The sequence below is a fragment of the Micromonospora pisi genome (assembly GCF_003633685.1).
Taxonomy (GTDB): Bacteria; Actinomycetota; Actinomycetes; order Mycobacteriales; family Micromonosporaceae; genus Micromonospora_G; species Micromonospora_G pisi.
Window position 1 is genome coordinate 7980218 of the sequence record NZ_RBKT01000001.1, and the last position, 26183, is coordinate 8006400.

Here is a 26183-nt window from a genome sequence, read left to right on the forward strand (position 1 = left end):
ACTCAGCCGAGCAGGGCGGCGACAGCCTCCGGTACTGGTAGGTGTGCCGGCACCGGGATGGCCGAGAGCACCGCGTTCACCGGGAGCGGGCCGTACAGGTGGGGAAAGAGCGAGCCGCCTCGGGACGGCTCCCAGCGCAGCTCGTCGAGCCGGTCCGGGTCGACCGTGAGCAGGACGAGGTCGGCCTCTCCGGCGAAGTGCCGGGCGGCGGTCTCGACCACCTGTTCGCGGCCGGAGAGGTGGATGAATCCGTCCTGCCGGTCGACCGCGGAGCCCTCGTACCGGCCCTGGGCCTCCGCCTCGGCCCACTCGGCCCCCGCCAGCAGCTTGTAGATCACCGGAGCAGCCTACCGGTCGACCGGCGCCCGCTGGTTCGGTCAGCCGGCGCTACCGGCCCCGGTGCGGGCTTCCGAACAACGACACCAGCCGGGCGACGAGGGTCACCAGGAAGACCTGCCCGGTCAGGGATCGGACCGTAGCGGTCGGACGGTCGGGTGCGCTTGGCGGGACCGGGCGGCGACACGGGTCATCGTGCCCGGTCAGCACCGACCCCGCCCGGGCCGGAGCAGGGCGGGCCTGTCCGGGTGCGGCGGACCGGACCGCGCCGTCCGGTCCGGTCCGGCCACTGCCGGCCGAGAGTAGGAGTCGGTGTCGCGTACACGGCCCCACCTACCCCGTTCCGGCCGGCGGAAACACCGGTGGTGGCGGCCGTCGGTCAGGGTTCCGGCGCGATCAGGCGGTCGTCGGTGGCGTCGCGTACGGTGATCGCCTCCACCGGGCAGGAGTCGGCCGCGTCGGTGACCGGTCCGGCCGGTGCGATCAGCTCCGCGACCGGGGTGGAGAGCCCGTCGACGAGGACGAAGTGTTTCGGGGCCGCCCCGGCGCAGATGCCGGATCCGATGCAGCGGTGCGGATCGACCCGGAGCCGCCAGGTCGGGCTCACCACGCGACCGGCATCTGCTTGAGGCCGCGTACCAGCATTCCGCTCTTCCACGGCAGATCCTCCGCCGGTACGGCCAGCCGCAGCTCCGGGAGACGGGCCAGCAGCGTGCCGATCGCCACCTGCAGCTCCATCCGGGCCAGTTGGGCGCCGAGGCAGTGGTGCACGCCGTGCCCGAAACCCATGTGCGGGTTCGGTGCCCGGGTGAGGTCGAGCCGGTCCGGGTCGGCGAAGACCGCCGCGTCCCGGTTGGCCGAGCCGAGCTCGACGATCACCGCCTCACCGGCCCGGACCAGGCCACCGCTGAGCTCGACGTCTTCCAGCGCGTACCGGGCGAAGCCCGAGGCGGCGCCGAGCGGGACGTGTCGGAGCAGTTCCTCGATCGCGCCGGGCAGCAGGGTGGGGTCGGCCCGGAGCCGGGCGAGTTCGTCCGGGTTCCGGAGCAGGGTGTAGACGAAGTTCGGGATCTGGGTCACGGTCGTCTCGTGTCCGGCGGCGAGCAACCCGGCCGCCAGTTGGACCATCTCCGTCTCGGTGAGCCGGTCCTGGTCCTCGTCCCGGGCCCGCACCATCGCTCCGAGCAGGTCGTCGGTCGGCGCGTGGTGGCGCTGCTCGATCAGACCGGCCATGTAGCCGTGCAGGCTGTCGAGGTACTGCTGGATCGTCTCCGGCGGCAGAGAGGTGGTCGAGACGATCGCCTCGGACCAGCGGTGGAAGTTGTGTTCGTCGGCGACCGGCACCCCGAGCAGTTCGCAGATGACCCGGATCGGCAGCGGGGTGGCGAAGTGCGCGACCAGGTCGGCCGGGGGACCGGCGGCGACCATCGCGTCGATCAGCTCGTCGGCGATCTGCTGGGTACGGGGACGCAACCGCTCCACCCGGCGGGCGGTGAACGCCTTCGCGACCAGCGTACGGAGCCGGCTGTGTTCGGGTGGGTCCATGCTGAGGATGCCGGTCGGCAGGCGCTGCGGTGTGCTGCGGGGCTCGTCGTGTTCCGCCGCGACGGCCCGGCTGAACCGGGGGTCGCCGAGCACGACCCGGACGTCGGCGTAACGGGTGACCAGCCACGCGTCCTCGCCGTACGGCATCCGGATCCGGGTCAGTGGTTCCTGCTCACGTAGCTCGGCGTAGTGCGGGTCGAGGTCCAACCGTTCCGGCGGGTGGAACGGGTAGGCGCGGGCGCTGGACACCTCTTGGATCTCCGTCACCGGGGGCTCCTGTCGTCAGCTGGCGCGTGTGGCGTGCTGCTCGACCACGACATGAGGACCTACCTCAGGTCATGCTCCGGGTACGGATCGTAGCGAAATGGAGGTGTGGACGCCACTGGTCGTTATCGATCTCCGCGCTGTTCCGGCCGTTCGCCGGGCGTCGTCACGCCTCGCGGGCGGAGAGCTCGACCAGCAGTTTCTCCAGGCGGACCGGGAGTTCGCGGACCCGCACCCCGGTGGCGTGGTGCACCGCGTTGGCGACGGCCGCCGCGGAGCCCACGATGCCGATCTCGCCGATGCCCTTGACGCCGAGCGGATTGAGGTGCGGATCGTCCTCGTCTATCCAGTGGGCGTCGATCGACTCGATGTCGGCGTTCGCGGCGATGTGGTACGTCGCGAGGTCGTGGTTGACCCAGTCACCGAAGCGGGAATCGAGCAGACCCTCCTCGTGCAGCGCCATCGAGATGCCCATGGTCATGCCACCGATGAACTGCGCACGGGCCGTCGTCGGATTGACCACCCGGCCGACGGCGTAGACCCCGAGCATCCGTCCGACCCGGACCTCGCCACTGTCCACGTTGACCCGTACCTCGGCGAAGTGGGCGCCGAAGGCGTAGCGGTTGTACGGTGCCCGCTCGGCCTGTGCGGCGAGGTCGTCGGTGGTGTCCGCGCGTACCCGCAGACCGCCGTCGGGGACCCGGCCGTCGGGCTGGGCGCGTAGCCGGTCCCGCAGCTGCCCGCAGGCCTTGACCACGGCCCAACCCCAGGAGGACGTACCCATCGAGCCGCCGGCCACGTAGGCCATGCCCAGGTCGCTGTCACCGATCCGGATCCGCACCCGATCCGGTGCCACACCGAGGGCGTCGGCGGCGATCTGCCAGAGTGCGGTACGCGCGCCGGTGCCGATGTCGGTGGCGTTGACCGCCACGTCGTACGAGCCGTCCGGGTTCGCCTGCGCCGTCGCGGTGGACGCACCGGCGCGGGCCGGGTAACTCGCCCCGGCCACCCCGGTCCCGACCAGCCATCGCCCCTGCCGGTGGAGACCGACCGCCGGGTCCCGCTCGGACCAGCCGAAGCGCCGCGCCCCCTCCCGCAGGCAGGCGACCAGGTTCCGGGTGCTGTAAGGCCGCCCCTCCTCCGGGTCGGTGGTCGCTTCGTTGCGGATCCGAAGCTCGACCGGATCGACCCCGCAGGCGATCGCGAGTTCGTCCAGTGCCGACTCCAGCGCGAACGACCCCGGGCACTCGCCCGGCGCGCGCATCCAGAACGGTGTCGGTACGTCCAGCCGGGCGAGCCGGTGGGTGGTCCGGCGGTGCGGGGCGGCGTACATGCCCCGTCCGTACGTCGCGGTCTGCTCGGCGAATTCGGTCATGGTGGAGCTCTGGCTGATCGCGTCGTGCGCGAAGGCGGCGAGTCGACCGTCCGCGTCGGCGCCGAGCCGGACCCGTTGGATCGTCGGCGTGCGGTAGCCGACCAGGGAGAAAAGGTGCTGGCGGGTGAGCGCCAACCGGACCGGCCGGTCGACCTGACGGGCGGCCATGGCGGCGAGCACCACCGGGCAGCGCGGGTTTCCCTTGGAACCGAAACCTCCGCCGACATGTTCGGCGATCACCCGAACCGCGCCCGGGGAGAGGGAGAAGAGCTTGGCCAGGGCCTGCGCGACCCGGCTGGAGCCCTGGTTGGAGTCGTACGCCAGCAGGCGGCCATCGAGCCAGTGCGCGGTCGCGGCGTGCGGTTCCATCGGGTTGTTGTGGTACGCCGGGGTCCGGTAGACGTGGTCCACCCGTACCTCGGCCGCCTCGAAGCCGGCGTCGAAGTCGCCGATCGCGGTGTCCGTCGGATAACCCGCGTTGACCTTCTCCGGTTTGTAGAGGCCAGGATGCCGTTCGGTCAGCACGGTGCTGTGCGGCAGGGTGTCGTAGTCGACCCTGACCAGGCCGGCCGCCTCCCGGGCCGCCTCCAGGGTCTCGGCCACCACCAGCGCCACCACCTGACCCCGGAAGCGCACCTCCGGCCGTTGCAACAGGAACAGGTCGGGGTCGGTCTCGTCGTGCAGTCGGGGGGCGTTGTCGTACCAGAGCACGCTCAGCACGCCGGCAGTGGCGAGCGCGGTGTCGGCGTCGACCCGGTTGATCTGGGCTCGTACCACGGTGGACTGCACCGGCCACGCGTACGCCACCCGGTCGACCGGGTACTCGACCGCGTACCGGGCGGTGCCGGTCACTTTCTCCCGGCCTTCCAACCGGACCCGGGGCGTACCGACGGCACCGGCTGGCGCGGTCACCGGGTGGCCTCCTCGACCAGCTCGGCGAGGGCGCGTACGGTCAGGTTACGGATCAGTGGCACCTTGAAGCCGTTGTGTGGCAACGGTCGGGCGGCGGCGAGTTCCTCGTCGACGGCGAGCACGAAGCTCTCCACGGTGGCCGGGCGACCCCGTAGTCGCTCCTCGGCGAGCCGGGCCCGCCAGGGCTTGTGCGCCACCGCACCGAAGGCGATCCGCACCTCCCGGACCAGTGCGCCGTCCAGGTCGAGCGCGACCGCGACGGAGCCGACGGCGAAGGCGAAGGAGGCCCGGTCGCGGGCCTTGCGGTAGGTCGAGCGCCGGGCGTAGGGCAACGCCGGCACCCGGACCCCGGTGATCAGTCCTCCCGGCGCCATCGTGGTCTCCTGGTCGGGCCGGTCACCGGGGAGGCGGTGGAACTCGGTGAGCGGGATCTCGCGCGCACCCTGGGGCTCCAGCACCTCCACCCGGGCGTCCAGCGCGGCGAGGGCGACCGCCATGTCCGAGGGGTGGGTCGCCACACACGACGGTGACCAGCCGAGAATCGCCAGGTCCCGGTTCTGGCCGTCGAGCGCGGAGCAGCCCGATCCGGGGTCGCGCTTGTTGCACGGCCTGCCGACGTCCTGGAAGTAGAGGCACCGGGTTCGTTGCAGCAGATTGCCGCCGACGGTGGCCATGTTGCGCAGCTGGCCGGAGGCGGCGGTGAGCAGCGCCCGGGACAGCAACGGAAAGTCGCGCCGGACGGCCGGATGGGCGGCCAGGTCGGCGTTGCGTACGGTCGCGCCGATCCGCAGGCTCCCGTCGGGCAGTGGCTCGACCGAGCCGAGGGGGAGCCGGGTCACGTCGACCAGCAGCCGGGGGCGTTGCACGTTCAGTTTCATCAGGTCGACCAGGTTCGTCCCGCCACCCAGGTACGTCGCGTCCGGTTCGGCGGCGACCGTCCGTACCGCGTCGGCGGGGTCGGTGGCCCGCTGGTAGCGGAAGCCCCTCACCGGGTCGCCTCCGCCGTGGCGGTCGCCCGGATGGCCGCCACGATCTGCGGGTACGCGGCGCAGCGGCAGAGGTTGCCGCTCATCCGTTCCCGGATCTCCTCGTCGGTCGGGCCGACGGTCGGGGCGGCCAGATCCTCCGTGACCGCACTGGGCCAACCCTTGCGGATCTCGTCCAGCATGCCGGTGGCGGAGCAGAGCTGGCCGGAGGTGCAGTAGCCGCACTGGAAGGCGTCGTACTCGATGAAGTGTTCCTGTAGCGGCCGCAGGTCGGCGCCGTCGGCCAGGCCCTCGACGGTGACCACGGCGGAGCCTTCGGTGACGACGGCGAAGATCAGGCAGCTCTTCACCCGACGGCCGTCCAGCAGCACCGTGCAGGAACCGCACTGTCCGTGGTCGCAGCCCTTCTTCGCTCCGGTGAGGCCGAGGTTCTCCCGCAGCGCGTCCAGGAGGGTGGTCCGGTTGTCCAGTGGGAGCCGGTGCTGCTTCCCGTTGACCGCCAGGTTGATTGTCGACCGCTCTGTCCCGTCGGGCATGCCCACCACACCTCCCGCCCGTTCTTCCGAATAAGCGCAGATTATCCGGTTTGTGGCGAGAGTGCGGCCGGTTTCGGCTGGCCAACCCGTCCGCCGGTGCGGCGGCGGCTCACCCGTTCGGCGTCACCAGTTCGCGTACCGTCCCGGCGGTCAGCTCACCAATGCTCGGGACGACCAGCGCCGCGAGCCGCTCGGCATCCGGATCGAGGGGGTAGGAGGCGTGCGGTACGGCGACCACCCGCGTCCCGGCGGCACTGGCCGACCGTACGCCGTTCGAGGAGTCCTCGATCGCGACACAGCGCTCCGGAGCCATCCCCAGTCGCTCCGCCACCTGGAGGTAGACGTCGGGCGACGGTTTGCCCCGGGCCACCTGCTCGGTCGAGAGGGTCACCGCGAAGACGTCGGTCAGTCCGGTGGCCCGCAGTGCCGCCTCGATCAGCCTGGCCGGGGAGGAGCTGGCCAGTCCCATCGGCCAGTTCGCGGCGAGCTCGCGGACCACCCGGTCGGCCCCGTCGATCAGCGGTACGTGCTCCAGGTAGCGCCGGGCCATCTCGTCCACCACCTCGGTGGCGACCTGCTCCGGGGACCGGTCGACGCCGAGTTCGGCGCTGAGGTAGCTGGCCCACTCGCCGGTGCTCATCCCCATCAGCCGGCGTTGGCTGTCGGGTTGCCAGGCACCCCCGTGTTCGGCCACGTAGCGCCGGCGGACCTCCTCCCATACCGGCTCGGAGTCCACGATCACGCCGTCCAGGTCAAAGATCACCGCGTCCGTCACCGCCCTATCGTGCCCGACTCGACGAGTGGACCGGTCGGGGAGTCCCGATGTTCGTCGGGGACGTCCGGCCCGGGCGCGGAAGATCGAGCAGCGGCAGCCGACGGATCGTGTCGGTGGGAGCCGGCCGTCCCGGACCGGCTGGCCTGTCCGGTACCGGCCGGCGACGCCGCACCCGGACGGGTACGGCCCCGACCCGGCCGCGATGGTCGTGCCCGTCGGCATCCGCCGCCGGATCCCGGAAGGGGTCCGGCCGCCGCCGGTGGACCGTTCGGTGGTGATTACCCAGCGTGTGCACGGCTGGGTGAATTTGTCCGTCTGGCCGACCGGTCCGGAGCCCGCGTGTCGTGAGTGGACGGTGCGCGCCCGGCCTCGCTAACCCGTCGTCGACGTACCCGGATCCGGCGCTTCTACTCGCCGAAACGCCGTATCCACAGGCCCTGCGCGAAGACCCCTGCTCCGCTGCGGGCGCGGTCCGGTCCATCTGCCGCGAACCCGCTCCGACGCTCCGTGTGTCGTTACACAATGTGACGAGACGCTATCGGAATGGGGTGGGGATCATGAGAGAGAGGCGTCGGGCCACAAGCTGGGTGGCGGTGGTCGCTGCCGTACCACTGCTGGCCATCGCGGCCTGCACCAGCAGCCAGGACAAAAAGGATGCGGCGCCGCCGCCACCGCCTCCGCAGTTGGCGATCAGCCCCGCGGCGGACGCGAAGAACCTCCCGATCAGCACCGAGGTCGGGCTGACCGTCACCGGCGGCAAGGTGAGCGAGGTAAAGCTCACCGACGACAAGGGTGGGCAGGTCACCGGTGCGCTCAGGCCGGACGGTTCGTCCTGGATGCCAGATAAAGCACTGAAGAACAAACAGCGCTACACCGCCCAGGTGACCGCGACTAACGACGCTGGCAAGAGCGTGACCCAGACGACCAGCTTCACCACCATGGACAAACCGGCTAAGGAAGTGTTCTCCACCCTGTACCTCCAGGACAAACGGACGTACGGCGTCGCGATGCCGGTAACCGTCGACTTCGACCCGGGAGTGCCCAAGGAACGCCGGGCCGACGTGCAGCGACGGCTGATCGTCAACACCAATCCGCCGCAGCGTGGCGCCTGGCACTGGACCGAGGACGGACAGCAGGTCTTCTACCGGGCGCCGGACTTCTGGAAACCCGGTACGACCATCAGCGTCCGGGCCGCGCTCGCCGGTGTGCCGATGGGCAAGGAGGGCTTCGGAGACGAGGATCGGACCGCGACCGCGAAGATCGGTAACAAGGTCTCACTGGACATTGACAACGGCACCAAGCAGATGTCGGTCTTCAAGGACGACAAGCTGGTCCGCAAGATCCCGGTGAGCCTGGGCAAACCGAGCACCCCGACCTCCAGCGGGAAAATGGTGATCATGGAGAAGCACGAGCAGACGGTCTTCGACACCACCGGCTCGGCCGACCCGTACGTGGTGACCGTGCAGGATGCCCAACGGTTGACCTGGGGTGGCGAGTTCATCCACTCGGCGCCGTGGTCCGAGGGGGACCAGGGCAGCACGAACGTCTCGCACGGTTGCACCAACGTCTCGGCCGCCGATGCCGCCTTCCTGATGAGGACAACCCAGGTCGGTGACCTGGTCACCGTCCGGGGTACCGAGGTGCAACTCGAGGACGGCAACGGCTGGACCGCCTGGAACATGGGCTGGGACGAGTACGTCAAGGGCAGCGCGCTGCCCGTACCCCAGGATCTGAAGCCGTCTCCCGCGCCGCCGGCAGCGGCGGGTGCTCCGGTTCCCGCCGCCCCGCCCGCGAGCAACCCGGCTCCCGCCCCCACCAACCCCGGCGGCTGACCCCGCCCGCAAGGAAGGGCCCCTTCTTATCGTTTTCGGTAGAGGAAGGGGCCCTTCCTAACGTCTCGCCGCGTCCGTCGGACGCGGTCAGCGTGACTGCTGGGTGGGGCGGATGACCGCGATCCCGGTCGCCGGGTCGAAGCGCTTGCCCAGGTCGGCGACGACCTCGGTGATGACGACCTCCAGGGTCGGCCAGACGGTGCCGGTGAGCAGGTGTCCACCGATCACCGAACCGTCTCGACGGCCGAGCACCGCGTGCAGGTTCGGTTCCGCCCGTCCGTCGTGGTCGACGATGTCGCCCAGCAGCGACAGCACCTCCACCTGGCCGTCGACCGGTATCCGGGTGTAGTCCCGGGCCTCGCGGTCGTAGTAGCCCACCTCGCCGCCGGAGAAGCCGCCGACGGCGCTGACCTGGGCGGCCTTGATGCCATGCGTACGCACCGCGCCGGTGATCACCTCCACCGCCTCTTCCCCCTGTTCGCAGACGACCACCAGGACGCGCTGGTCCCGATCCGAGATCCGGGTGCTGTGCACGATGTTCCTCCACTGCGCTGATCGGGGTTCCCTGGTCCTGCGGATACCCGTCCCTGGCGACGGCAAGCGTGTGTGTGCCGCACGGCTTCGTCACAGGGGCGGGTCGATCGCGAATTGATCAATTTGCCGGGCCTGATTGATCGACTACGCGCGGCGGCGCGCCTAGCATGTGTGGCCGATGGACAAGTCTCCATCTCTGCCCTGACCGGTTCCGGCCACCAGCCCGATCGAAGGGAACTGCCCATGCGCCGACCCCGTCGCCTGGTACTGCTCAGCACCACCCTGACCGGCGCGCTGATCCTGACCGCGCCCGCCGCGCCCGCGATCGCCGGGCCGACCCCGCCACCGACCATTGTGGTCAGCGACGGCATGACGCAGCCGGTCTTCTCGCTCGCCGACGCGATCGAGCAGCGCGTCTTCGTGCAGACGCCGCTGGACACCGATCACGACGGTCGCCTGGACCGGGTCGCGATCGACATCTCCCGACCCGCCGAGACCGCCACCCAGGGCTTCAAGGTGCCGGTGATCTTCGAGCACAGCCCGTACCGGAAGGACACCTGGGGTGACGTGCCGTACCCGAGTGTGCTGGTGGACGAGCTGCCGCAGAACGGACTGACCGGCCGCGACGGAGCGCGCTCGGCCGGCGGTGGCGAGATCCGACGCGCGGTGGCCAAAGCCAACCTGCCCGGATCGCTGGACGACTACTACGTGCCGCGCGGCTACGCGGTGGTGCTCGGTCAGAGCATCGGCACCGGCGACTCCGACGGCTGCCCGACCAGTGGCGACCGGGCCGAGACGCTCGGCACCAAGGCGGTCATCGACTGGCTCAACGGTCGGGCCCGGGGCTTCGACGCGAACGGTGCGCCGGTCACCGCCGACTGGACCACCGGTTCGGTCGGCATGACCGGGGTCTCCTACAACGGCACGTTGCCGAACATGGTCGCCACCACCGGGGTCAAGGGTCTCAAGACGATCATCCCGGTCTCCGCGATCAGCAGCTGGTACGACTACTACCGGGCCAACGGCCTGGTCGTCGCCCCCGGCACGTACCAGGGTGAGGACACCGACATCCTCGCGCAGTACACCGCCGGGCAGGCGCGGGCCGAGGGGACCTGCGCCGACGAGATCGCCGAGATCACCCGGGAACAGGACCGGGTCACCGGCGACTACAGCCGGTTCTGGGCGGAGCGTGACTACCTCGACGGGGCGCGTGACGTGAAGGCAAGCGTCTTCGTCGTGCACGGGCTCAACGACTGGAACGTCAAGACGGAGAACTTCGCCGGCTGGTGGGACCAGCTCGCCCGGTACGACGTACCGCGCAAGATCTGGCTGCACCAGGGCGGTCACGGCGGGCCGGGCAGCGGCGCCACCGTACCCCTGCCGGACGGGCGGTCCTGGACCTACAAGCAGACCGAGAACCGCTGGTTCGACTACTGGTTGTGGCAGGTGCCCAACGGCATCATGGACGAGCCGACCGCGGTGGTGCAGCGGGAGAACCGCAGCTACACCACGTACGCGAACTGGCCCGACCCCGGTGCCCGAGAGGTCGACCTGCGGTTCGCCGCCACCAGCCCGACCGCGCCAGGGGCCCTGACCAGTGGCAAACCCCCGAAGGGCAAGGTCGAGCAGAGTTTCGTCGACGAGGGGCGGACCATCATGCCGACCGACCTGGTCGCGCAGCCTGACACCGCCAACCCCAACCGGCTGGTCTACACCTCGCCCGTGCTCAGCCAGGACGTCCGGCTCTCGGGCCGGCCGGAGATGCGGCTGCGGATGGCGATCGACAACAAGCCGGACGCCAACCTCACCACGTACCTGGTCGACTACGGTCCGGCCGGCTCGACGGCCGCCCCGGTCGTGGTCACCCGGGGCTGGACGGACCCGCAGAACCGCAAGGACGACGACCGCACCGAAAAGGTCAAACAAGGCAAGCTGTACGACTACCGGTGGACCCTGGAGCCGAAGGACTACATCTTCGCCGCCGGGCACCGGATCGGTGTGGTCGTCTTCTCCACCGACCAGGAGTACACCCTGCTGCCGCTGGGGGGCACCCGGCTGAGGGTCGCGCCGCACGACAGTGAGCTGCGTATCCCCGTGGTCGGCGGGCGTTCCGCGCTCGGCTTCTGAGCACCGTACGTCGACAACGCACGTCAGCACCGAATCGGCCGTCGGGGAGCCATCCCCGGCGGCCGATTGGCTAGATTGACCTCATGATCTCGTGTGTGGGTAGGGAACAGTGGTGACCCGGGTCGCGGTCACCGGCGGCAGTGGCAAGCTCGGTCGCGCGGTCGTGACGGACCTGCTCGACCACGGCTACCGGGTGGTCAACATCGACGCGACGCCGCCGGCCGAGTCGCGTTGCCCGTACACGAAGGTGGACCTGGCCGACTACGGCCAGACGGTCGAGGCGCTGAGCGCGATCGACGACCGGCACGGCGGCGTCGACGCGGTGGTGCACCTCGCCGCGATCCCCGCCCCCGGCCTGCGGACCAACTCGGCGACGTTCCACCACAACATCGCCGTCACCTACAACGTCTTCACCGCCGCCCGTGCCGTCGGTATCCGGAACGTGGTCTGGGCCTCCAGCGAGACCCTGCTCGGGCTGCCGTTCGAGACCCCGCCGCCGTACATTCCGATCGACGAGGGCTACCCGTCCCGGCCGGAGAGCAACTATGCGCTGGTCAAGCACCTGGAGGAGGAGCTGGCCGGCAAGCTGTGCCGGTGGGAGCCGGAACTCAAGATGATCGGCCTGCGGTTCTCCAACGTGATGGACCCGGGCGACTACGCCGCCTTCCCGGGCTTCGACGCCGACCCCACGCTGCGCAAGTGGAACCTCTGGTCGTACATCGACGGTCGGGACGGCGCCCAGGCCGTCCGTCTGGCGCTGGAGTACCAGGCGACCGGGGTGGAGGTCTTCGTCATCGCGAACGCCGACACGGTGATGAGCCGCCCCAGCGCTGAGCTGGCCGCACAGTACTTTCCGGGTGTCCCGCTCACCCGCGAACTGGTCGGCAACGAGACCCTGATGTCGATCGACAAGGCCCGCCGGATCCTCGGCTACGAACCCCGGCACAGCTGGCGCGGCTGAGTCCCGTTCCGCCGTGTTTCGCCCGGCGGCGCCCGGCGTCAGCCGGCCCGCCGGGCGTCCACCTCGATCTCGATCTTCATGCGGGGATCGGCGAGTCCGCAGACGATCATCGTGGCGGCCGGTCGGACCGCGCCGAAGTGGCGGCGCAGCACGGGCCAGCACGGTTCGAAGTCCGCCCGGTCGGGCAGCAGGTAGCGCACCCGTACGACGTCGGCGAAGCCGCAACCCGCCTCGGTCAACGCGGCCCCGATGTTGCGCAGGCACTGCTCGACCTGTTCCACCACGTCGTCGGAGATCGTCATGGTCTGATAGTCGAAGCCGGTCGTCCCCGACACGTGCACCCGGTCACCGTCGACCACGGCCCGGGCGTAGCCGATCTGCTCCTCGAAGGTCGAGCCGCTGAGGATCACGCGTCGTTCCGCCATGGGTCGCAGGTTAGACGAGGCGACGCTAGGCGCGCGGTCGTGTCCGCGACGAGGAGAACCCGACCGGCCCGACCCTGCTGTGCGGGATCGCTGAACGGGTCTCAGCCAGGTGAGCGCCCGTCGGCTCCGGTCCACGCGGCTGCGGGTGCCGATGCGGGTCCGCGCCTCTACGCGGGTTGCGGCGAGTCTGTCGTACGCCGACGGTTGATGGCCAGTTCGGCGACGAGGGTGACCAGCAGAACCAGGTTCGCCAAGATCATGATGCCGAGCGGCGGCAGCAGTGGCGTCGCTGGTCCGATCGCGCCCAGCCCCAGCAGGGCGACCACCCGGGTCCAGAGGACTCGGTCGGTCATGACGTAGTCGAACAGGCAGGTGCCGAGCAGGAACAGCGCGGGACCGCCAAGGATGGCGACCGTCCAGGCTGGCGGGGACTCCCCCCACGGCTGGCGGATGATGAGCGATGTGCCGGCCGAGATCACCACGACACCGCCCGCCATCACCAGATGGGTGTACGACGTCGAGGTGCTGGAACGGACCCGTTCGACACCCGCGAGGTCGGCCGGTCCCAGCAGTTTCCGGATTCGGGCGAAGTAGAGCTGGAAGAGGAGTACCGCGCTGGCGAAGGCAACCGCGCAGGCGATCAGCCGATCGGCCGCCAGGTTGCTGAAGCTAAGTCCGATTCCCGCGGTCAGGACCAGTTCGCCGAGCGCGATGATGAGGATCTGCCGATGCCGCTCGGACAGGTGACTGCCGGTGAAGATCTGACTGGCGAGTTCGGTCCGGCCGAGTCTCGGTGTGGGCCAGCCGATCCGGGCTGAGCCGAGGTCCACCGTCACCGCGATCGCCCAGAGCACCAGCCGGGCCGTACCCCCGGTGAACGCGCCCGCGATCCACAGCCCGGCGGTTACCAGGAACCAGAAGAAGACCCTGATACTTCTCGCCTGTATGTAGGGGTTCACTCGGGTGCCGGGAATCAGCACCGCATCCCGGGCGAGATGGATCCCGAAGTAGGCCGCGACGAAGACGAGCCCGTGTTCCCCGAAGGCCCTCGGCACCGCGACCGCCATCACCAGCGCACCGAACATGACGACCAGGACGAGTGCCTGGATCAGTGGCAGCCGTGGGTTGAACAGGTCGGTGAGCCATGCGGTCAGTACCCAGACCCACCAGGCGGCGAGCAGCAGTACGGCGGTCCGTACGGCTCCCCGTGGGGTGAGATCGTCGACCAGCGCCTGCGAGAGTCGGGAGAGCATGAAGATGTAGACGAGGTCGAAGAAGAGTTCCAGGAAAGTGGGGTATCCGGATGCGCCGCGCTTGCGGAGTATCCGGGGCACCTCACCGCCCGTCGCGGTCCCACCGCTCATGGCACCTCCGCCGACCCCGGGTTTCCTGTCAACCTACAAAGCCGGGTGGGGCGGGAGAGCGGAACCGAGATCCCTCACCGAGCTGGTCGAACTGCCAATATCGTCGGAGTTGGCGACGGCTACGCGGCTGGCCCGGAGGATGGTCTTGTCGATGGCGATGGGCGGTAGGGCGGGGTGAGGGCTCCCAGGGCACCCTTACCGGCCCGGCCCACGTTCCCGGAGTTGTTCTTCGACCTGGTGTACGTCTTCGCGCTGATCTTCCTGTCGAGGAAGCTGGTCGACGACCTTTCCTGGACCGGTGCCGCCCAGACCCTGGTGCTGTTGCTGACGTTCACGCTGATCTGGGCGCTGACCGCGTGGGCGGGCGACTCCCTGACCCAGGACCGGCCCCTGGTGGCGCCACAGCTGATCGGGGTGATGGCGGGCAGCCTGCTGATGGCGGCCATGATCAGCGACGCGTACGGGCGGCGGGGCCTGGTGTTCGCCGTGACCTACGTGACGATCCATCTCGGCACGGGCCTCTACTACCAGATCTTCCTGCCCTCCTCGCAGTCCAGAAGCAGGGGCGCGCGGATCCTCTTCTGGGAGGCGGTTGCCGCGACCCTGTGGATCGCCGGAGGGCTGGTGGCGGGAAGCGCCCGCCTGGTGCTCTGGGCGGCCGGGGCAGCGGTCGAGTACACCGGTGTCTCGCTCGGTTGGCCCGCCCCGTGGTCGGCGGGTCCGTTGCCCCGGGAGACCCGGGTCGTCGGCGAGCGGATCTCCGAGCGCTACCGTCAGTTCGTCATCATCGCGCTCGGGGTGTCGATCTTCGTGACCGGCCAGTCGTTCAGCAGCGGCACGTACACCCTTGACCGTTCGGCGGCGTTCGCCGTGGTTTTCGTGATGACGGCACTGACCTGGCGGGTCTACATCTGCCGTGCCGGCGATCTGATGACCTCGACGCTCGCCGATGCCAAGAATCCGCACCGGCTCAACCAACTCACCGCCGTCACGCACCTGATCATGGTTGTCGGTATCATCGGCATGGCAGCCGCCAGCCAACTCGTGATCGACCAGCCGTTCGGCGACACGCCGGGGTCCTGGGCGGCGGTCATCCTCGGCAGCCCGGCGATCTTCCTGCTCGGCCGCGCCCTGCTCGACCACGTCCTCTACGCACAGGTCTCCCGCGCCCAGCTGGCGGCGTTACCGCTGTCGGCCGCCCTCGTGGCGGCGACGCCCGTCCTACCACCGATCATGGTCGCGCTCATCGTCGTCGTGCTCCTGGCCGTTGTCGTCGCGGTGGACCTGATCGCGATGCGGACGGGCGCGCTGACCCCGCCCGAGCTGGCGTGACCAGTACCCCGGTCCCGCCACCAGCCGACGGCACCACCGTCACTAGCCCTCACCGGCGAACCGTTCGCCCGCGTCGACGATCCGTTGGATCTCGGCCCGGAAGAAAGCGGTCAGCTCCGCGCACCGGTCGACGTTGACCGGACCGCCTTCGCTGGTGGGCAGCTCCGCGTACGGGCTGCCGAGGACGAATATGTTCTCGTCGTTGTACTGGTTCGCCGGGGCGGTGTAGTTGAACGAGCCGGCGATCACCGTACTGTCGTCGATCGTCATCAGCTTGTGGTGCAGCTTGCCGAACGCGGGAGACCTGACCGGCGCGTAGAGCGCGATCTGCGCCCGGTTCAGGTCGTGTGTCGCAGCCCAGCGCTGCGCCCCCTGCCCGGGGTCGATCGCCCCGGTCACCGTCCGCCCGGCCGCCGCCAGCGCGATCATGGCGTCGTCCAGCCCGGACGAGCCGGCGAAGGTGAAGACCGCGAAGTCCACCCGCTCGGTCGCCTTCAACATCTGTTTCATGATCTCCAGCTCGGGGGCGTGGTCCGGCGCGAACAGCACCTTCACCGGCACTCCGCCGAGGTTGTAGGCGCGCGGCACCCGACCGTGGGCGCCCCGTCCGAACTGTCCGGCCCGGAGTTGGGCGAACTCGCCCGCGTACGCCTGGCAGATCCGCGCGTCGTGGAAGACCACCAGGTGGTTGAGGTTGCGGTGGCAGTCGGTACCGGTGAAGTTCGCCGACCCGGAGAGCACCGCCGAGCTGGCGCCCGCCCGCCTCCGGTAGTCGCGCACGATGAACTTCTGGTGGAAGATCTCCGGGTTGTAGTCCGCCTTGACGTCGATCGCGCAACGCAGCAGCGCCGCCATGATCTTGCGATTCGGTTCGAGGCTGCGCGCGCCCGGTTCGGCCGCCCACTGGACCCGTCGCTGGGCGGCCGCCGTCGATTCACCGGTCCGCGCCGCCACTTTCGGCGGTTTGGCCGTACGAAGATAGTCCTGTTCGAGAACGATTCGGATATCGACGCCACGGAATTTCGCGTCCAGCAGTGCCTGTGCGATCGGCTCCGAGTCGAGTTCCTGTACGGCCACGTCCAGCGATTCCCGAGCCTCGGTGATGAACCCGATGACGACCTGTTCGAGATCGTCGGCGGCGCCGAGCTCGGGCGGCCCGACGAAGGCCTCGATCTTGCCCGCGGCAAAGCTTGTCATAGCCCTCAGGCTGACATCACGACCCGTGGCACGGTGTCGGGTTCACGGACAATGCCGGTGCCGGAACACGCACCAGTGGCACGAGCGCCACATTCCGACGTCAATCGAGATGCCGGACGGGAAACAAAAGGGCCCCGAAGCCGTTCCTCCTCCTATTCACCTATTCTCTTTCCTCGCGTTCCCGTTCCCGTTTCCTCCCAGCGGTGGCGAACGTGCCCCGGCGCGGGCGTGGTGGCAGTCTGGGAGCGTGTACCGGGAGACGGGATCCGAGGCGGTCGCCGGGGCGGTGCTCTGGTGGAGCACGGTGCCCCCGGAGGCGGAGCCGAGCCGCATCCTGCCCGACGGCTGCCTCGATTTGATCTGGTCCTCACACCAGGGCCTGCTGGTCGCCGGGCCCGACACCACCGCCCAGGTGGGTGAGGGAACTGCGGGGGAGCGGTACGTCGCACTGCGGTTTCCGCCCGGCACCGGCCCGGCGGTCCTCGGCGTCCCCGCGTACGAGCTGCGTGACCAGCGGGTTCCGCTCGGCGCGCTCTGGCCCGGCCCGCACGTCCGGGAACTCGACGAGCGGCTCGCGTACGCGGACCGCCCCGATCGGGTGCTGGAGGCGATCGCGTCGGAGCGCCTACGGGAGCGCGGGGGCCCCGACCCGATCGCCCGGGCCGTCGTCGCGCGACTCGCCCGGGGTGCGGACGTGGCGGGCACCGCCGCCGAACTCGGGTTCGATCCTCGCCAGCTGCACCGGCGCAGCCGCACGTTGTTCGGCTACGGGCCGAAGACCCTCGCCCGGATCCTGCGGATGCAACGGGCGCTGGCCCTGCTCCGAGCCGGGGTCCCGGCCGCCGAGGTCGCCGCCCGGACCGGCTACGCCGACCAGCCGCACCTGTCCCGCGAGTTCCGGGGGTTGACCGGCTTACCGCCGCGTGAATTGGTCACCTGACCGGCGGTCCTCCACCGGTGTGGTTCAGCCCAGGGGGGCGAAGAGATCCACGCCGTTGCCGTCCGGGTCGAGCAGCGTCGCGTAGCGCTGACCCCAGAACGCGTCCCAGGGCTTGAGGTGCCCGGTGTGGCCGGCCCCGGTCAGTTTGTCGTACGTCGCGTCGACCTCCGCCGGGCTGTCGCAGAGGAAGGCGAGGCTGGCCCGCGGGGTGCCGGTGGGTGCCGTCCAGGACGGGTCGAACGATTTGATCGTCTCGGTGGTGTCCCAGGCGAGCCGGAGCCCACCGGGAAGCGTCACCTCCACGTGCGGCTCGCCGTCGGCCTCGGTGGGGATCTCCAGGCCGAGCTGACGGTAGAAGCTCAGGGAACGGGACATGTCGGCCACGACCAGGCCAATCAGGTTGAGACGAGGTGTCATCGGCCCACCATAGGGGCGCGCTGAGCCGTCCGTCTTGAAGGAATCGGACACCGGGGACAAGGTCCGCAGTGCGTCTGCGAGCGGGAGATCTGCCGCGTACGGTGTGGTTAACGGGACCTGAACCCCAGACCAGCACAAGGTTTCCGGCGATTGTCGTCGCCACCGTACGCGGAGGTGGACGCCGATCGCCGGCGCCGCCGGCTGCCCGGGGCGGGGTCTCGGGTCACCAGGCGCGACGAACAGGAACAGGAAAGGGGCGGCCGAGATGGACCTGGCCTATCTGGATGCCGGATCCGGCAGTCTCATCGTGCAGGCGGTGATCGGTGGTGCCGCCGGAGTGGCGGTCGCGGCCAAGCTCTACTGGCGGCGACTCTTCGGCCGATTCCGCCGGCAACCGGCCGAGAAGGACTGAGTGGGGACCCGGGCGCCGATGTCACCATCACGACTCTCGCTCACCGATACCGGCCTCCGTACCGAAGCGGGCTCGTTCCGTGACCCCGGCAACCGGGTCTTCTACCTCGACGGCCAGGTGCTGCGGGGGCTCGACCGTCGGGCTACCGAGGACTGGCACGCACTGGCCGCCAGCGACTTCTTCCCGCCCCTGCTCACCAGCGGTAAGGTCTGCGGCACCGAGCCGGTCGACCGGGACCCGCTGCCGGAGGCGGCGCGCGACCACTGGGACACGGTGCTGCGGCACGAGCGCATTCCCTTCGTCTCCTACCCGTACGAGTGGTCGTTCGGGATGCTCCGCGACGCCGCGCTGCTGCACCTGGAGATCCTCGCCGCCGCGCTGCCCGCCGGTTTCAGCACGAAGGACGGTTCGGCGTACAACCTGCAGTGGCGCGGTGCCACACCGGTCTTCATCGACATCGGCTCGTTCGAACCGGCGCGTGAGGGCGAGCCCTGGGCCGGCTACCGGCAGTTCTGCCAGACCATGCTCTACCCGCTGATGATCCAGGCCCATCTCGGCCTGGACTTCCAACCATGGCTGCGGTCCCGGATCGACGGCGTCGAACCGGGCCAGATGCGGCGGCTGTTCAGCGGCACTCGCCGCTTCGCCGCAGGGGTGTTCACCCACGTACGTCTGCACGACGCCATGCAGGCCCGGCACGCCAGCACGAGCACCGGGGCGGCCCGGGACGAGCTGCGCGACGCCGGGTTCAGCCGCGACCTGGTGCAGGCCACCGTACGGGCCCTGGAGCGGCTGGTACGCCGACTCGACGGGGCGCCACCGGCCAGCCACTGGGGGCGTTACCGAACGACGTGCAGCTACTCCGACGCCGACCGGGAGCACAAGGAGCGATTCGTCGAGGCGGCCCTGACCGGCACCGGCAGCCGCCCGGAACTCGTGCTCGACCTCGGCGCCAACGACGGGGACTACTCGCGTCTCGCCGCCCGGCACAGCGCGTACGTGGTCGCCGTGGAGAGCGACCCGGGCATGGTCGAGCAGCTCTACCAGCGGCTGCGCGCCGACGGTGAGCGGCGGATCATGCCACTCCTGCTCGACCTGGCCGACCCGTCGCCCGGCGGTGGTTGGCGGGGCGCCGAACGGGCCCCGTTCGCGGCGCGGGCCGACGCCGACGCGGTGCTCGCGCTCGCGGTCATCCACCACCTGGCGATCGGCCGGAACGTGCCGCTGGACGAGATCGTCGACTGGCTGGTGGGCTTCGTGACGAAGGCGGGTCCCGGGGGCCGGCTGGTCGCCGAGTTCGTGCATCCGGAGGACCCGATGGCGCAACGGCTGCTGGCGAACAAGCCCGCCGGACTCTTCCCGGACTACCGACGGGACGAGTTCGAGCGGTTGCTGGCCCGACGGTGCGAGATCATCGCCCGGGAGGAGTTGCCGTCCGGCACCCGCACCCTCTACGTCGGGGTGCCCCGTGGCTGAGCCGCCCCGACCGCCGGAGGTGGCCGGCACGCCGACGCCCGGAAGCGCGTTCCTGCGCTGGGGGCGGGGCGAGGGGCCGAGGCTGCTGGAGGTCCTGGCCCTCTGTGGACTCGTGATCACCCAGCCGCTGCTCGACGTCACCGGGCGCAGCCCGGACTTCTTCCTCTTCTACGGTGCCGACCGGGCCGACGTCCTGCTCCTGGTGGCGGTCTTCACGCTGCCGGTCCCGTTGCTGCTCTGGGGGATCGGCGCGCTCACCCGGCTGATCGGCCCGGCGGTACGCGCCGCCGTACACACCGGCACCCTCGGACTGCTGCTCGCGGCGCTCGCGATCCAGGTCGGCAAGCACCTGCTGCCGTTGCGGGGAGTGCCGCTGCTGCTGCTCGCACTGCTGGTCGGCGCCGCCGGCGCGTACGCCTACCGGCGCTTCAGGACGACCGGGCAGCTGTTGCGGGTCGCCGCCGTCGGACCGCTGGTCTTCGCCCTGCTCTTCGTCTTCGCCTCACCGGCCTCGGCGGTGGTACTGCCGTCGGAGGGTGGCTCGGGACCGGGTGCGGCCCGCCGGGCGGCCAGCCACCCACCGGTGGTGATGCTGGTCCTCGACGAGCTGCCGCTGATCTCCCTGCTCGGGCCGGGGGGCACCATCGACGCCGAGCGGTTCCCCCACTTCGCCGCGCTGGCCGGCGAGTCGACCTGGTACCGCAACGCCACCGGAGTGAGCGGCTGGACCCCGTACGCGCTGCCGGCGATGTTGACCGGCCGCTACCCGTCGTCGGTGCGCGCCCCGCACTACTCGCAGTACCCGGACAACCTCTTCACCGCCCTGCACGGCACCTACGACCTCAAGGTGCAGGAGAGCATCAGCCAACTCTGTCCGCCGACCGTCTGCGCCGAGCGCAAGGCACCCGTCGCCGGTGGCCTGCCGGTGCTGCTGCGGGAGAGCGTCGGACTGTTGCGGCAGATCGCCTCGCCGGTCGACGTACCGGACGACCCGGAGTCGTCGTACCGCGAGGCGACCCGGGAGGAGGCCGGCCTCGCCGAACAGGAGGAACAGCCACCACCGACCGACCCGAGGTTCCGCTGGGGTCAGCTCGACGTCAACCAGCCGGCCCGGTTCACCCAGTTCCTCGCCGGCCTGCACCCGGCGTCCCGCCCGACGCTGCACTTCCTGCACCTGCTGATGCCACACACCCCGTGGAACTACCTGCCGTCCGGGATGCGCTACGACTCCCCGCCCGGGATGCCCAACGACGGCGAGGGTTGGGTGGAACTCGCCCGGGAACGCCATCTGCAACAACTCGGGTACACCGACCGGTTGATCGGCGAGACCGTCCGTACGCTGCGCTCCTCCGGGCTCTACGACGACGCGATGCTGGTGGTGACCGCCGACCACGGCCTCAGCTTCACCCCCGGGGTCCAGGGCCGGGGGAGGGCCGCGATCGACCAGGCCCCGGGGGAGGTGGCCTGGGTGCCGCTGTTCATCAAGGAACCGGGCCAGCAGGCCGGGCGGGTCGATGACCGCAACTGGGAGCACGTCGACCTGTTGCCGACCATCGCCGACCAGGCACACGTGGAGATCCCGTGGCAGGTCGAAGGCATGGTCGCGCCGCGCGAGACCCGGCAACGGGCCGAGAAACGGTTCCACGACCAGCCCACCTTCGCGCTACAGCTCCCCGGGGGCACCTTCGCCGAGGTGCTCGGCGGGAGCGCCTGGCCGAAGCTGCCCGCCCCGCCGTTTCCGGACCTGATCGGGCGCGCCGTCACTGAGCTGTCGGTCAGCGACGACAACACGGCCGCGACGGTGACGAACCGGGCGGCCTTCGACAACGTCGACCCGGCCAGCGGGCGGTTGCCCGCGTTGATCTGCGGCACGGTGCCGGCGTCGGTGCCAACCGGTGCCCGGTTGGCGGTCGCGGTGAACGGCCGCATCGGCGCGGTCGTCCCGGTGGTGGAGCCGGACAAGAACGGTCGCCGCTTCGGGGCCCTGATCATCGACGAGTCGCTCTTTGTGTCAGGGTCGAACCGCCTGGAGTTGTTCCTGGTCAATGACGGTCAGGTGGTGCATCGGTTACGGGTGTGACCTCGTCGACATCCGAGATCGCAGTTTCGCAAGTGGGGTGATGCGTGACGCATCCCTCACCGCTCGACCATGACCAGCTGTTGGTTCCACGCCGCGGATACCGTAGGAACAAAGGCAATTCAACGAAGATTTTGCCGCCGAAGCGAGGAACCACATGACGGATGTCAAGCTCGACCACCCCGGCGGGCAACTGTCTATGCCGGTGCGGCCCGCTGTCGAGGGCCCGTCCGGGATCGGCGTCGGCAAGCTGTTGAGCGAGACCGGGTACGTCACCTACGACCCTGGTTTCGTCAACACCGCCGCCTGCTCCTCGGAGATCACCTACATCGACGGGGATGCCGGTATTCTCCGCTACCGCGGGTACCCCATCGACCAGCTCGCGGAGAAGGCCTCCTTCCTCGAGGTTTCCTACCTGCTGATCTACGGTGAGCTGCCGACCGCCCAGCAGTTGACCGAGTTCAGCGAGTGGATTCGCCGGCACTCGTTGCTGCACGAGGAGATGCGACGCTTCTTCGACGGGTTCCCGCGTGACGCTCACCCGATGGCGGTGCTCTCGTCGGCGGTGAGTGCCATCTCCACCTTCTACCAGGACAGCCTGGACCCGTTCGACCAGGAGCACGTGGAGATCTCCACGGTGCGCCTGATGGCCAAGGTCCCGACCATCGCGTCGTACGCGTACAAGAAGTCGATCGGCCAGGCACAGCTGTATCCGGACAACTCGCTCGGATACGTCGAGAACTTCCTGCGCATGACCTTCGGCGTACCGGCGGAGGAGTACGAGGTCGACCCCGTGGTCGCGCGGGTGCTGGACATGCTCTTCGTGCTGCACGCCGACCACGAGCAGAACTGCTCCACCTCGACGGTCCGGCTGGTCGGCTCCAGCCAGGCCAACCTGTTCGCCTCGGTGTCGGCCGGTGTGAACGCCCTCTTCGGTCCCCTGCACGGCGGCGCGAACCAGGCGGTGCTGGAGATGCTGGAGGGAATCCGGGCCGAGGGCGGCGACGTCCAGTCCTTCGTGCGCCGGGTCAAGGCCAAGGAGCAGGGCGTCAAGCTGATGGGCTTCGGCCACCGGGTCTACAAGAACTACGACCCGCGGGCGGCCATCGTGAAGAAGGCGGCGCAGGACGTACTGGCCCGGATGAACAAGCCGGACCCGCTGCTCGACCTCGCGCTGCAACTGGAGGAGATCGCGCTCGCCGACGACTTCTTCGTCTCGCGCCGGCTCTACCCGAACGTGGACTTCTACACCGGCCTGATCTACAAGGCCATGGGATTCCCGACGAAGATGTTCACGGTGCTCTTCGCCCTGGGCCGGCTTCCCGGCTGGATCGCCCAGTGGCGCGAGATGATCCAGGACCCGGAGACCAAGATCGGCCGCCCGCGGCAGATCTACACCGGTGCCGGCGAGCGGGCCTTCGTACCGGTCGAGCAACGCTGAATCCACCCGCGGCGCAGACCGCCGCGACGCGACCGGCCGCCGACGCCCTCGGGCATCGGCGGCCGGTGTCGTATCCGCCGGTTCAGCGCCCGCCGGCGCCCACGAGCAGGTTCCCGGCCGGGATGGCGAGCACCGGGCGGCCGTGTGCCATCCGGCGCGTCGCCTGCTCGGCCGTGAACGTCGCCGACTGACCGATCGCGTTCGCGTACGTCGCCCCGGTGCGCTGCGCGATCGATGCCCAGCCGTACTCGTCGGCCACCATCCGCCGAGCCCGCCGGGCCAGTTCCCGAGCCCGGCCACTGTCGGCCAGCAGGGCGTGTACGGCGTCCGCCAACGCGTCCGGGTCCTTCGGCCGGAAGGTCATCCCGGTCACCCCGGTCTCGACGATCTCGGCCAGCCCACCGGTCGCGGCGACTGCGAGTGGGGCACCGGCCGCCGCCCCCTCCAACGCGACCATGCCGAACGGCTCGTAGATGCTCGGCACCGCGAAACAGTCCGAGGCCGCCATCATGGCGGGCAGGTCGGTCCCGCCCAGGAACCCGGGCAGGGTGACCGCCGCGCGTACGCCGAGCCGGTCGATGTCCGCCTCGAGCTCACCCCGGTACGGCCCGTCACCAGCGATCACCAGGCGCAGCCCGGGGTGCTCCCGCCGTAGCCGGGGCAGGCCGGCGATCAGGTGCTGGACGCCCTTCTCGTACACCAGCCGCCCGGCGAAGGTGACCAGCGGGCCTTCGCCGGCGAACCGCTGGCGGGCGGCGGCGACGGCGGCGGCGCTGGCCTGCCAACGGTGCGTCTCGACTCCGTTGGGGACGACGTCGATGCGGGTGGTGGGGAGGTTGAAGAGGTTGTTGACCTGGTCGCGCATGTAGCCGGAGCAGGTGATGACGCGGTCGGATTCGTGGCTGAGCCACCATTCCATGGAGTGGATGGAGCGGTTCATGTCGCCGGGGAGCCAGCCTTGGTGTCGGCCGGCTTCGGTGGCGTGGATGGTGGTGACGAGGGGGATGTCGAGGTGTTCTTTGAGGTTGATGGCGGTGTGGGCGACGAGCCAGTCGTGGGCGTGGATGACGTCGTAGCCGGTGCTGGTGTGGTGGGCGCGGAGGGCGGCGCGGGTGAGGGTGTGGTTGAAGGCCATGGTCCAGGCCAGGAGGGAGTCGGTGGCGAGGGGGAAGGTGACGGGGTCTTCGGGGGCGCGGATGACGCGGACGCCGTCGGCGTATTCCTCGAGGGGTGCGTCGTCGCTGTGGCGGGTGATGACGGTGACGTCGTGGCCGGCGGCGGCGAGGGCGATGGAGAGGGCGTGGACGTGTCGGCCGAGTCCGCCGACGAGGACGGGTGGGTATTCCCAGGAGAGCATCAGAATCCGCTGCCGGCCCTGCACCGGACCACCGGAGGTGGTCGGCGGGCCGGACTGCGGGCGCGAGGTGGGGATGGGGCGGCAGGTGAGGTCCGAGCTGCCGTTCGCGAGGTGCTCGCCGACCCGTCGGGTCGTCACATTCGTCTCCGTCCAGGCGAGAGTGAGCGCGCCGGCGCCGGTGCCGGCAGAACAAGAAGTGGGTGGTGGCCGAATCGGCCAGGCGGGTCGCCGTGCCGCCACAGTGCGGCGCGACCCCACATACAAGCAAAGGGCACGCGGGCCGGATCCGCATCCCGAAATCCACGAAGGTGACCGATGACACCGCCCGACCGCAGCCGTCGGTCCGGCGGGCTCCACAGTGGTCCCGGTGGCGCCGCCGGATCTGCGCCGCCGTCGTCGGCATCCTCGGCCGATCACCCAGCCACGGTCGATCACCGTCGCCGGGCGTTTTTCGCGTTCGGCGGTGCCGGCACCCGGCCGGGTCTAGCTTGTGGTGAGGGGACAGAGCTGCTGGTGGGCCGGTGACCGGCGTGGGCGCCCGGACCTCCTGGCAGGGATCTTGGGCGAGAGGTGGAACGAGTGCACACCGCGGACGGAGCCCGACCACAGGATGCGTTGCCGGAGCTGGTGACCCCGCAAGCCGGACCCGTACCCCGACTGCTCGGCCTGCTGAGCCTCGGGATCGGTGTCGCGGCGGTGGCGGTACCGGACCAGATGGCCCGGGCTGCCGGGATGGACCACCTCCCCCAGCACGGGCGGGTGGCGCGGGCCGTCGGAGCCAGGGAACTGGGCCACGCCGCCGCCCTGCTCAGCGGCCGCCGGCCGGCCGCCTGGGCGTGGACCCGGGTCCTCGGGGACGCGATGGATCTGAGCCTGCTCGGCCTGGCCCTGCGGACGGGTCGCGAGCAGCGACAGCGGCGCGCGGCGATGGCAACCGGCGTGGTCGGGGCGATCACCGCGCTGGACATCGCCGCGGCGGTGTACCTGACCCGGGTCGCGGCGCGCGGCCGGATGACGCGGGTACGGGCGTCGATCACGGTGAACCGTACTCCGACCCAGGTCTACCGGTTCTGGCGCGACCTCGCCAACCTGCCCCGCTTCATGGGGCATCTGGAGTCGATACGGGTGGGCGGTGGTGGCCGGTCCCGGTGGACGGTCCGGGCACCGGGCGGGCGGAGCGTGCACTGGGACGCGGAGATTGTCGAGGACCGGCCGTCCGAGCTGCTCACCTGGCGGTCGTTACCCGGCACGGCGGTGCCGAACGTCGGCCGGGTCAGCTTCGTGCCGGTGCCCGGCAACCGGGGGACCGAGGTCCGGGTGGAGTTGGCGTACGCGCCGCCGGGTGGTGCGGTCGGTCGGGCGGTCGCCAGGCTCTTCGGCGAGGAACCGGGGCAGCAGGTGCGCGATGACCTTCGCCGCTTCAAGCAGGTGATCGAGACGGGTGAGGTCGTCCGGTCCGAGGGGAGCCCTCAGGGAACAGGCACCCGGCACCTGATGATGCAGCACCCGGCGCAGCCACTGGCCGGCGCCCGGGTCGGTTGAGCGGCGCGACGATCCGCGGA

23 protein-coding genes are annotated in these 26183 nt (G+C 70.2%); 10 read left to right on the plus strand and 13 right to left on the minus strand.

Features of this window, described 5'->3' with window-relative positions:
• Positions 1 to 2 precede the first annotated feature (2 nt).
• From BDK92_RS34195 to BDK92_RS34225, 7 genes are all read right to left on the minus strand, one after another.
• The gene (locus BDK92_RS34195; RefSeq protein WP_121160451.1) at positions 3 to 338 is read right to left on the minus strand and encodes a DUF952 domain-containing protein; all 336 of its coding nucleotides are present in this window, start codon (positions 336 to 338) and stop codon (positions 3 to 5) included.
• 377 nt (positions 339 to 715) lie between these two features.
• Positions 716 to 946, minus strand: coding sequence for a ferredoxin (locus BDK92_RS34200; RefSeq protein ID WP_425462282.1), 231 nt, complete (start codon positions 944 to 946; stop codon positions 716 to 718).
• Positions 940 to 2148, minus strand: coding sequence for a cytochrome P450 (locus BDK92_RS34205; RefSeq protein ID WP_211349476.1), 1209 nt, complete (start codon positions 2146 to 2148; stop codon positions 940 to 942). The genes BDK92_RS34200 and BDK92_RS34205 overlap by 7 nt, the downstream gene beginning before the upstream one ends.
• 163 nt (positions 2149 to 2311) lie before the next feature.
• On the minus strand, positions 2312 to 4432 hold the full coding sequence (locus tag BDK92_RS34210) for a xanthine dehydrogenase family protein molybdopterin-binding subunit (protein ID WP_121160452.1): 2121 nt from the start codon (positions 4430 to 4432) through the stop codon (positions 2312 to 2314).
• A complete protein-coding gene (locus BDK92_RS34215; protein ID WP_121160453.1) occupies positions 4429 to 5421 on the minus strand; it encodes an FAD binding domain-containing protein in 993 nt (330 codons plus the stop codon). The genes BDK92_RS34210 and BDK92_RS34215 overlap by 4 nt, the downstream gene beginning before the upstream one ends.
• A complete protein-coding gene (locus BDK92_RS34220; RefSeq protein WP_121160454.1) occupies positions 5418 to 5954 on the minus strand; it encodes a (2Fe-2S)-binding protein in 537 nt (178 codons plus the stop codon). Before BDK92_RS34220 ends, BDK92_RS34215 begins: the two co-directional genes overlap by 4 nt.
• A 109-nt stretch (positions 5955 to 6063) precedes the next feature.
• The gene (locus BDK92_RS34225) at positions 6064 to 6729 is read right to left on the minus strand and encodes an HAD family hydrolase (protein WP_121160455.1); all 666 of its coding nucleotides are present in this window, start codon (positions 6727 to 6729) and stop codon (positions 6064 to 6066) included.
• Positions 6730 to 7286: 557 nt separating this feature from the next.
• Between BDK92_RS34225 and BDK92_RS34235 the strand changes: the two genes are divergently transcribed.
• Complete coding sequence (locus BDK92_RS34235) at positions 7287 to 8561, plus strand: L,D-transpeptidase (protein WP_121162841.1); 1275 nt, start codon at positions 7287 to 7289, stop codon at positions 8559 to 8561.
• 87 nt (positions 8562 to 8648) lie between these two features.
• Here the strand turns inward: BDK92_RS34235 and BDK92_RS34240 are convergent, their stop codons facing one another.
• Positions 8649 to 9095, minus strand: a complete 447-nt coding sequence (locus BDK92_RS34240) for a PPC domain-containing DNA-binding protein (protein WP_121160457.1) — start codon at positions 9093 to 9095, stop codon at positions 8649 to 8651.
• A 243-nt stretch (positions 9096 to 9338) separates the two neighbouring features.
• Between BDK92_RS34240 and BDK92_RS34245 the strand changes: the two genes are divergently transcribed.
• Both BDK92_RS34245 and BDK92_RS34250 read left to right on the plus strand, forming a co-directional pair.
• Complete coding sequence (locus BDK92_RS34245) at positions 9339 to 11222, plus strand: Xaa-Pro dipeptidyl-peptidase (protein WP_121160458.1); 1884 nt, start codon at positions 9339 to 9341, stop codon at positions 11220 to 11222.
• A 112-nt stretch (positions 11223 to 11334) separates the two neighbouring features.
• A complete protein-coding gene (locus BDK92_RS34250; RefSeq protein WP_121160459.1) occupies positions 11335 to 12183 on the plus strand; it encodes an NAD-dependent epimerase/dehydratase family protein in 849 nt (282 codons plus the stop codon).
• Between the two features lie 38 nt (positions 12184 to 12221).
• On the opposite strand, the gene BDK92_RS34255 is transcribed toward BDK92_RS34250, so the two are convergent.
• Together BDK92_RS34255 and BDK92_RS34260 are read right to left on the minus strand one after the other, a co-directional pair.
• Complete coding sequence (locus tag BDK92_RS34255) at positions 12222 to 12608, minus strand: RidA family protein (RefSeq protein WP_121160460.1); 387 nt, start codon at positions 12606 to 12608, stop codon at positions 12222 to 12224.
• 167 nt (positions 12609 to 12775) lie between these two features.
• Positions 12776 to 13972: a low temperature requirement protein A gene (locus BDK92_RS34260; RefSeq protein ID WP_121160461.1), complete on the minus strand. Its 1197-nt coding sequence runs from the start codon at positions 13970 to 13972 to the stop codon at positions 12776 to 12778.
• A 174-nt stretch (positions 13973 to 14146) separates the two neighbouring features.
• Here BDK92_RS34260 and BDK92_RS34265 point away from each other — a divergent pair, with 174 nt between their 5' ends.
• Positions 14147 to 15304, plus strand: coding sequence for a low temperature requirement protein A (locus BDK92_RS34265; protein ID WP_121160462.1), 1158 nt, complete (start codon positions 14147 to 14149; stop codon positions 15302 to 15304).
• 42 nt (positions 15305 to 15346) lie between these two features.
• Here the strand turns inward: BDK92_RS34265 and BDK92_RS34270 are convergent, their stop codons facing one another.
• On the minus strand, positions 15347 to 16501 hold the full coding sequence (locus BDK92_RS34270) for a phospholipase D-like domain-containing protein (RefSeq protein WP_121160463.1): 1155 nt from the start codon (positions 16499 to 16501) through the stop codon (positions 15347 to 15349).
• Positions 16502 to 16748: 247 nt separating this feature from the next.
• On the opposite strand from BDK92_RS34270, the gene BDK92_RS34275 reads away from it, so the two are divergent.
• On the plus strand, positions 16749 to 17441 hold the full coding sequence (locus tag BDK92_RS34275; RefSeq protein ID WP_246017412.1) for a helix-turn-helix domain-containing protein: 693 nt from the start codon (positions 16749 to 16751) through the stop codon (positions 17439 to 17441).
• Positions 17442 to 17465: 24 nt separating this feature from the next.
• Here BDK92_RS34275 and BDK92_RS34280 read toward each other — a convergent pair whose 3' ends face one another.
• On the minus strand, positions 17466 to 17858 hold the full coding sequence (locus BDK92_RS34280) for a VOC family protein (protein ID WP_211349478.1): 393 nt from the start codon (positions 17856 to 17858) through the stop codon (positions 17466 to 17468).
• A gap of 265 nt (positions 17859 to 18123) precedes the next feature.
• Between BDK92_RS34280 and BDK92_RS39415 the strand changes: the two genes are divergently transcribed.
• From BDK92_RS39415 to BDK92_RS34295, 4 genes are all read left to right on the plus strand, one after another.
• The gene (locus BDK92_RS39415; protein ID WP_170208794.1) at positions 18124 to 18270 is read left to right on the plus strand and encodes a hypothetical protein; all 147 of its coding nucleotides are present in this window, start codon (positions 18124 to 18126) and stop codon (positions 18268 to 18270) included.
• Positions 18271 to 18288: 18 nt separating this feature from the next.
• Complete coding sequence (locus tag BDK92_RS34285) at positions 18289 to 19746, plus strand: class I SAM-dependent methyltransferase (RefSeq protein WP_121162842.1); 1458 nt, start codon at positions 18289 to 18291, stop codon at positions 19744 to 19746.
• Positions 19739 to 21826, plus strand: coding sequence for a sulfatase-like hydrolase/transferase (locus BDK92_RS34290; RefSeq protein ID WP_121160466.1), 2088 nt, complete (start codon positions 19739 to 19741; stop codon positions 21824 to 21826). Before BDK92_RS34285 ends, BDK92_RS34290 begins: the two co-directional genes overlap by 8 nt.
• Before the next feature lie 154 nt (positions 21827 to 21980).
• On the plus strand, positions 21981 to 23264 hold the full coding sequence (locus BDK92_RS34295; protein ID WP_121160467.1) for a citrate synthase: 1284 nt from the start codon (positions 21981 to 21983) through the stop codon (positions 23262 to 23264).
• An 82-nt stretch (positions 23265 to 23346) separates the two neighbouring features.
• Here BDK92_RS34295 and BDK92_RS34300 read toward each other — a convergent pair whose 3' ends face one another.
• Positions 23347 to 24759, minus strand: coding sequence for a glycosyltransferase family 4 protein (locus BDK92_RS34300; protein ID WP_121160468.1), 1413 nt, complete (start codon positions 24757 to 24759; stop codon positions 23347 to 23349).
• A gap of 441 nt (positions 24760 to 25200) precedes the next feature.
• On the opposite strand from BDK92_RS34300, the gene BDK92_RS34305 reads away from it, so the two are divergent.
• Positions 25201 to 26163, plus strand: coding sequence for an SRPBCC family protein (locus tag BDK92_RS34305; RefSeq protein ID WP_246017413.1), 963 nt, complete (start codon positions 25201 to 25203; stop codon positions 26161 to 26163).
• The last annotated feature ends 20 nt before the right edge of the window (positions 26164 to 26183 follow it).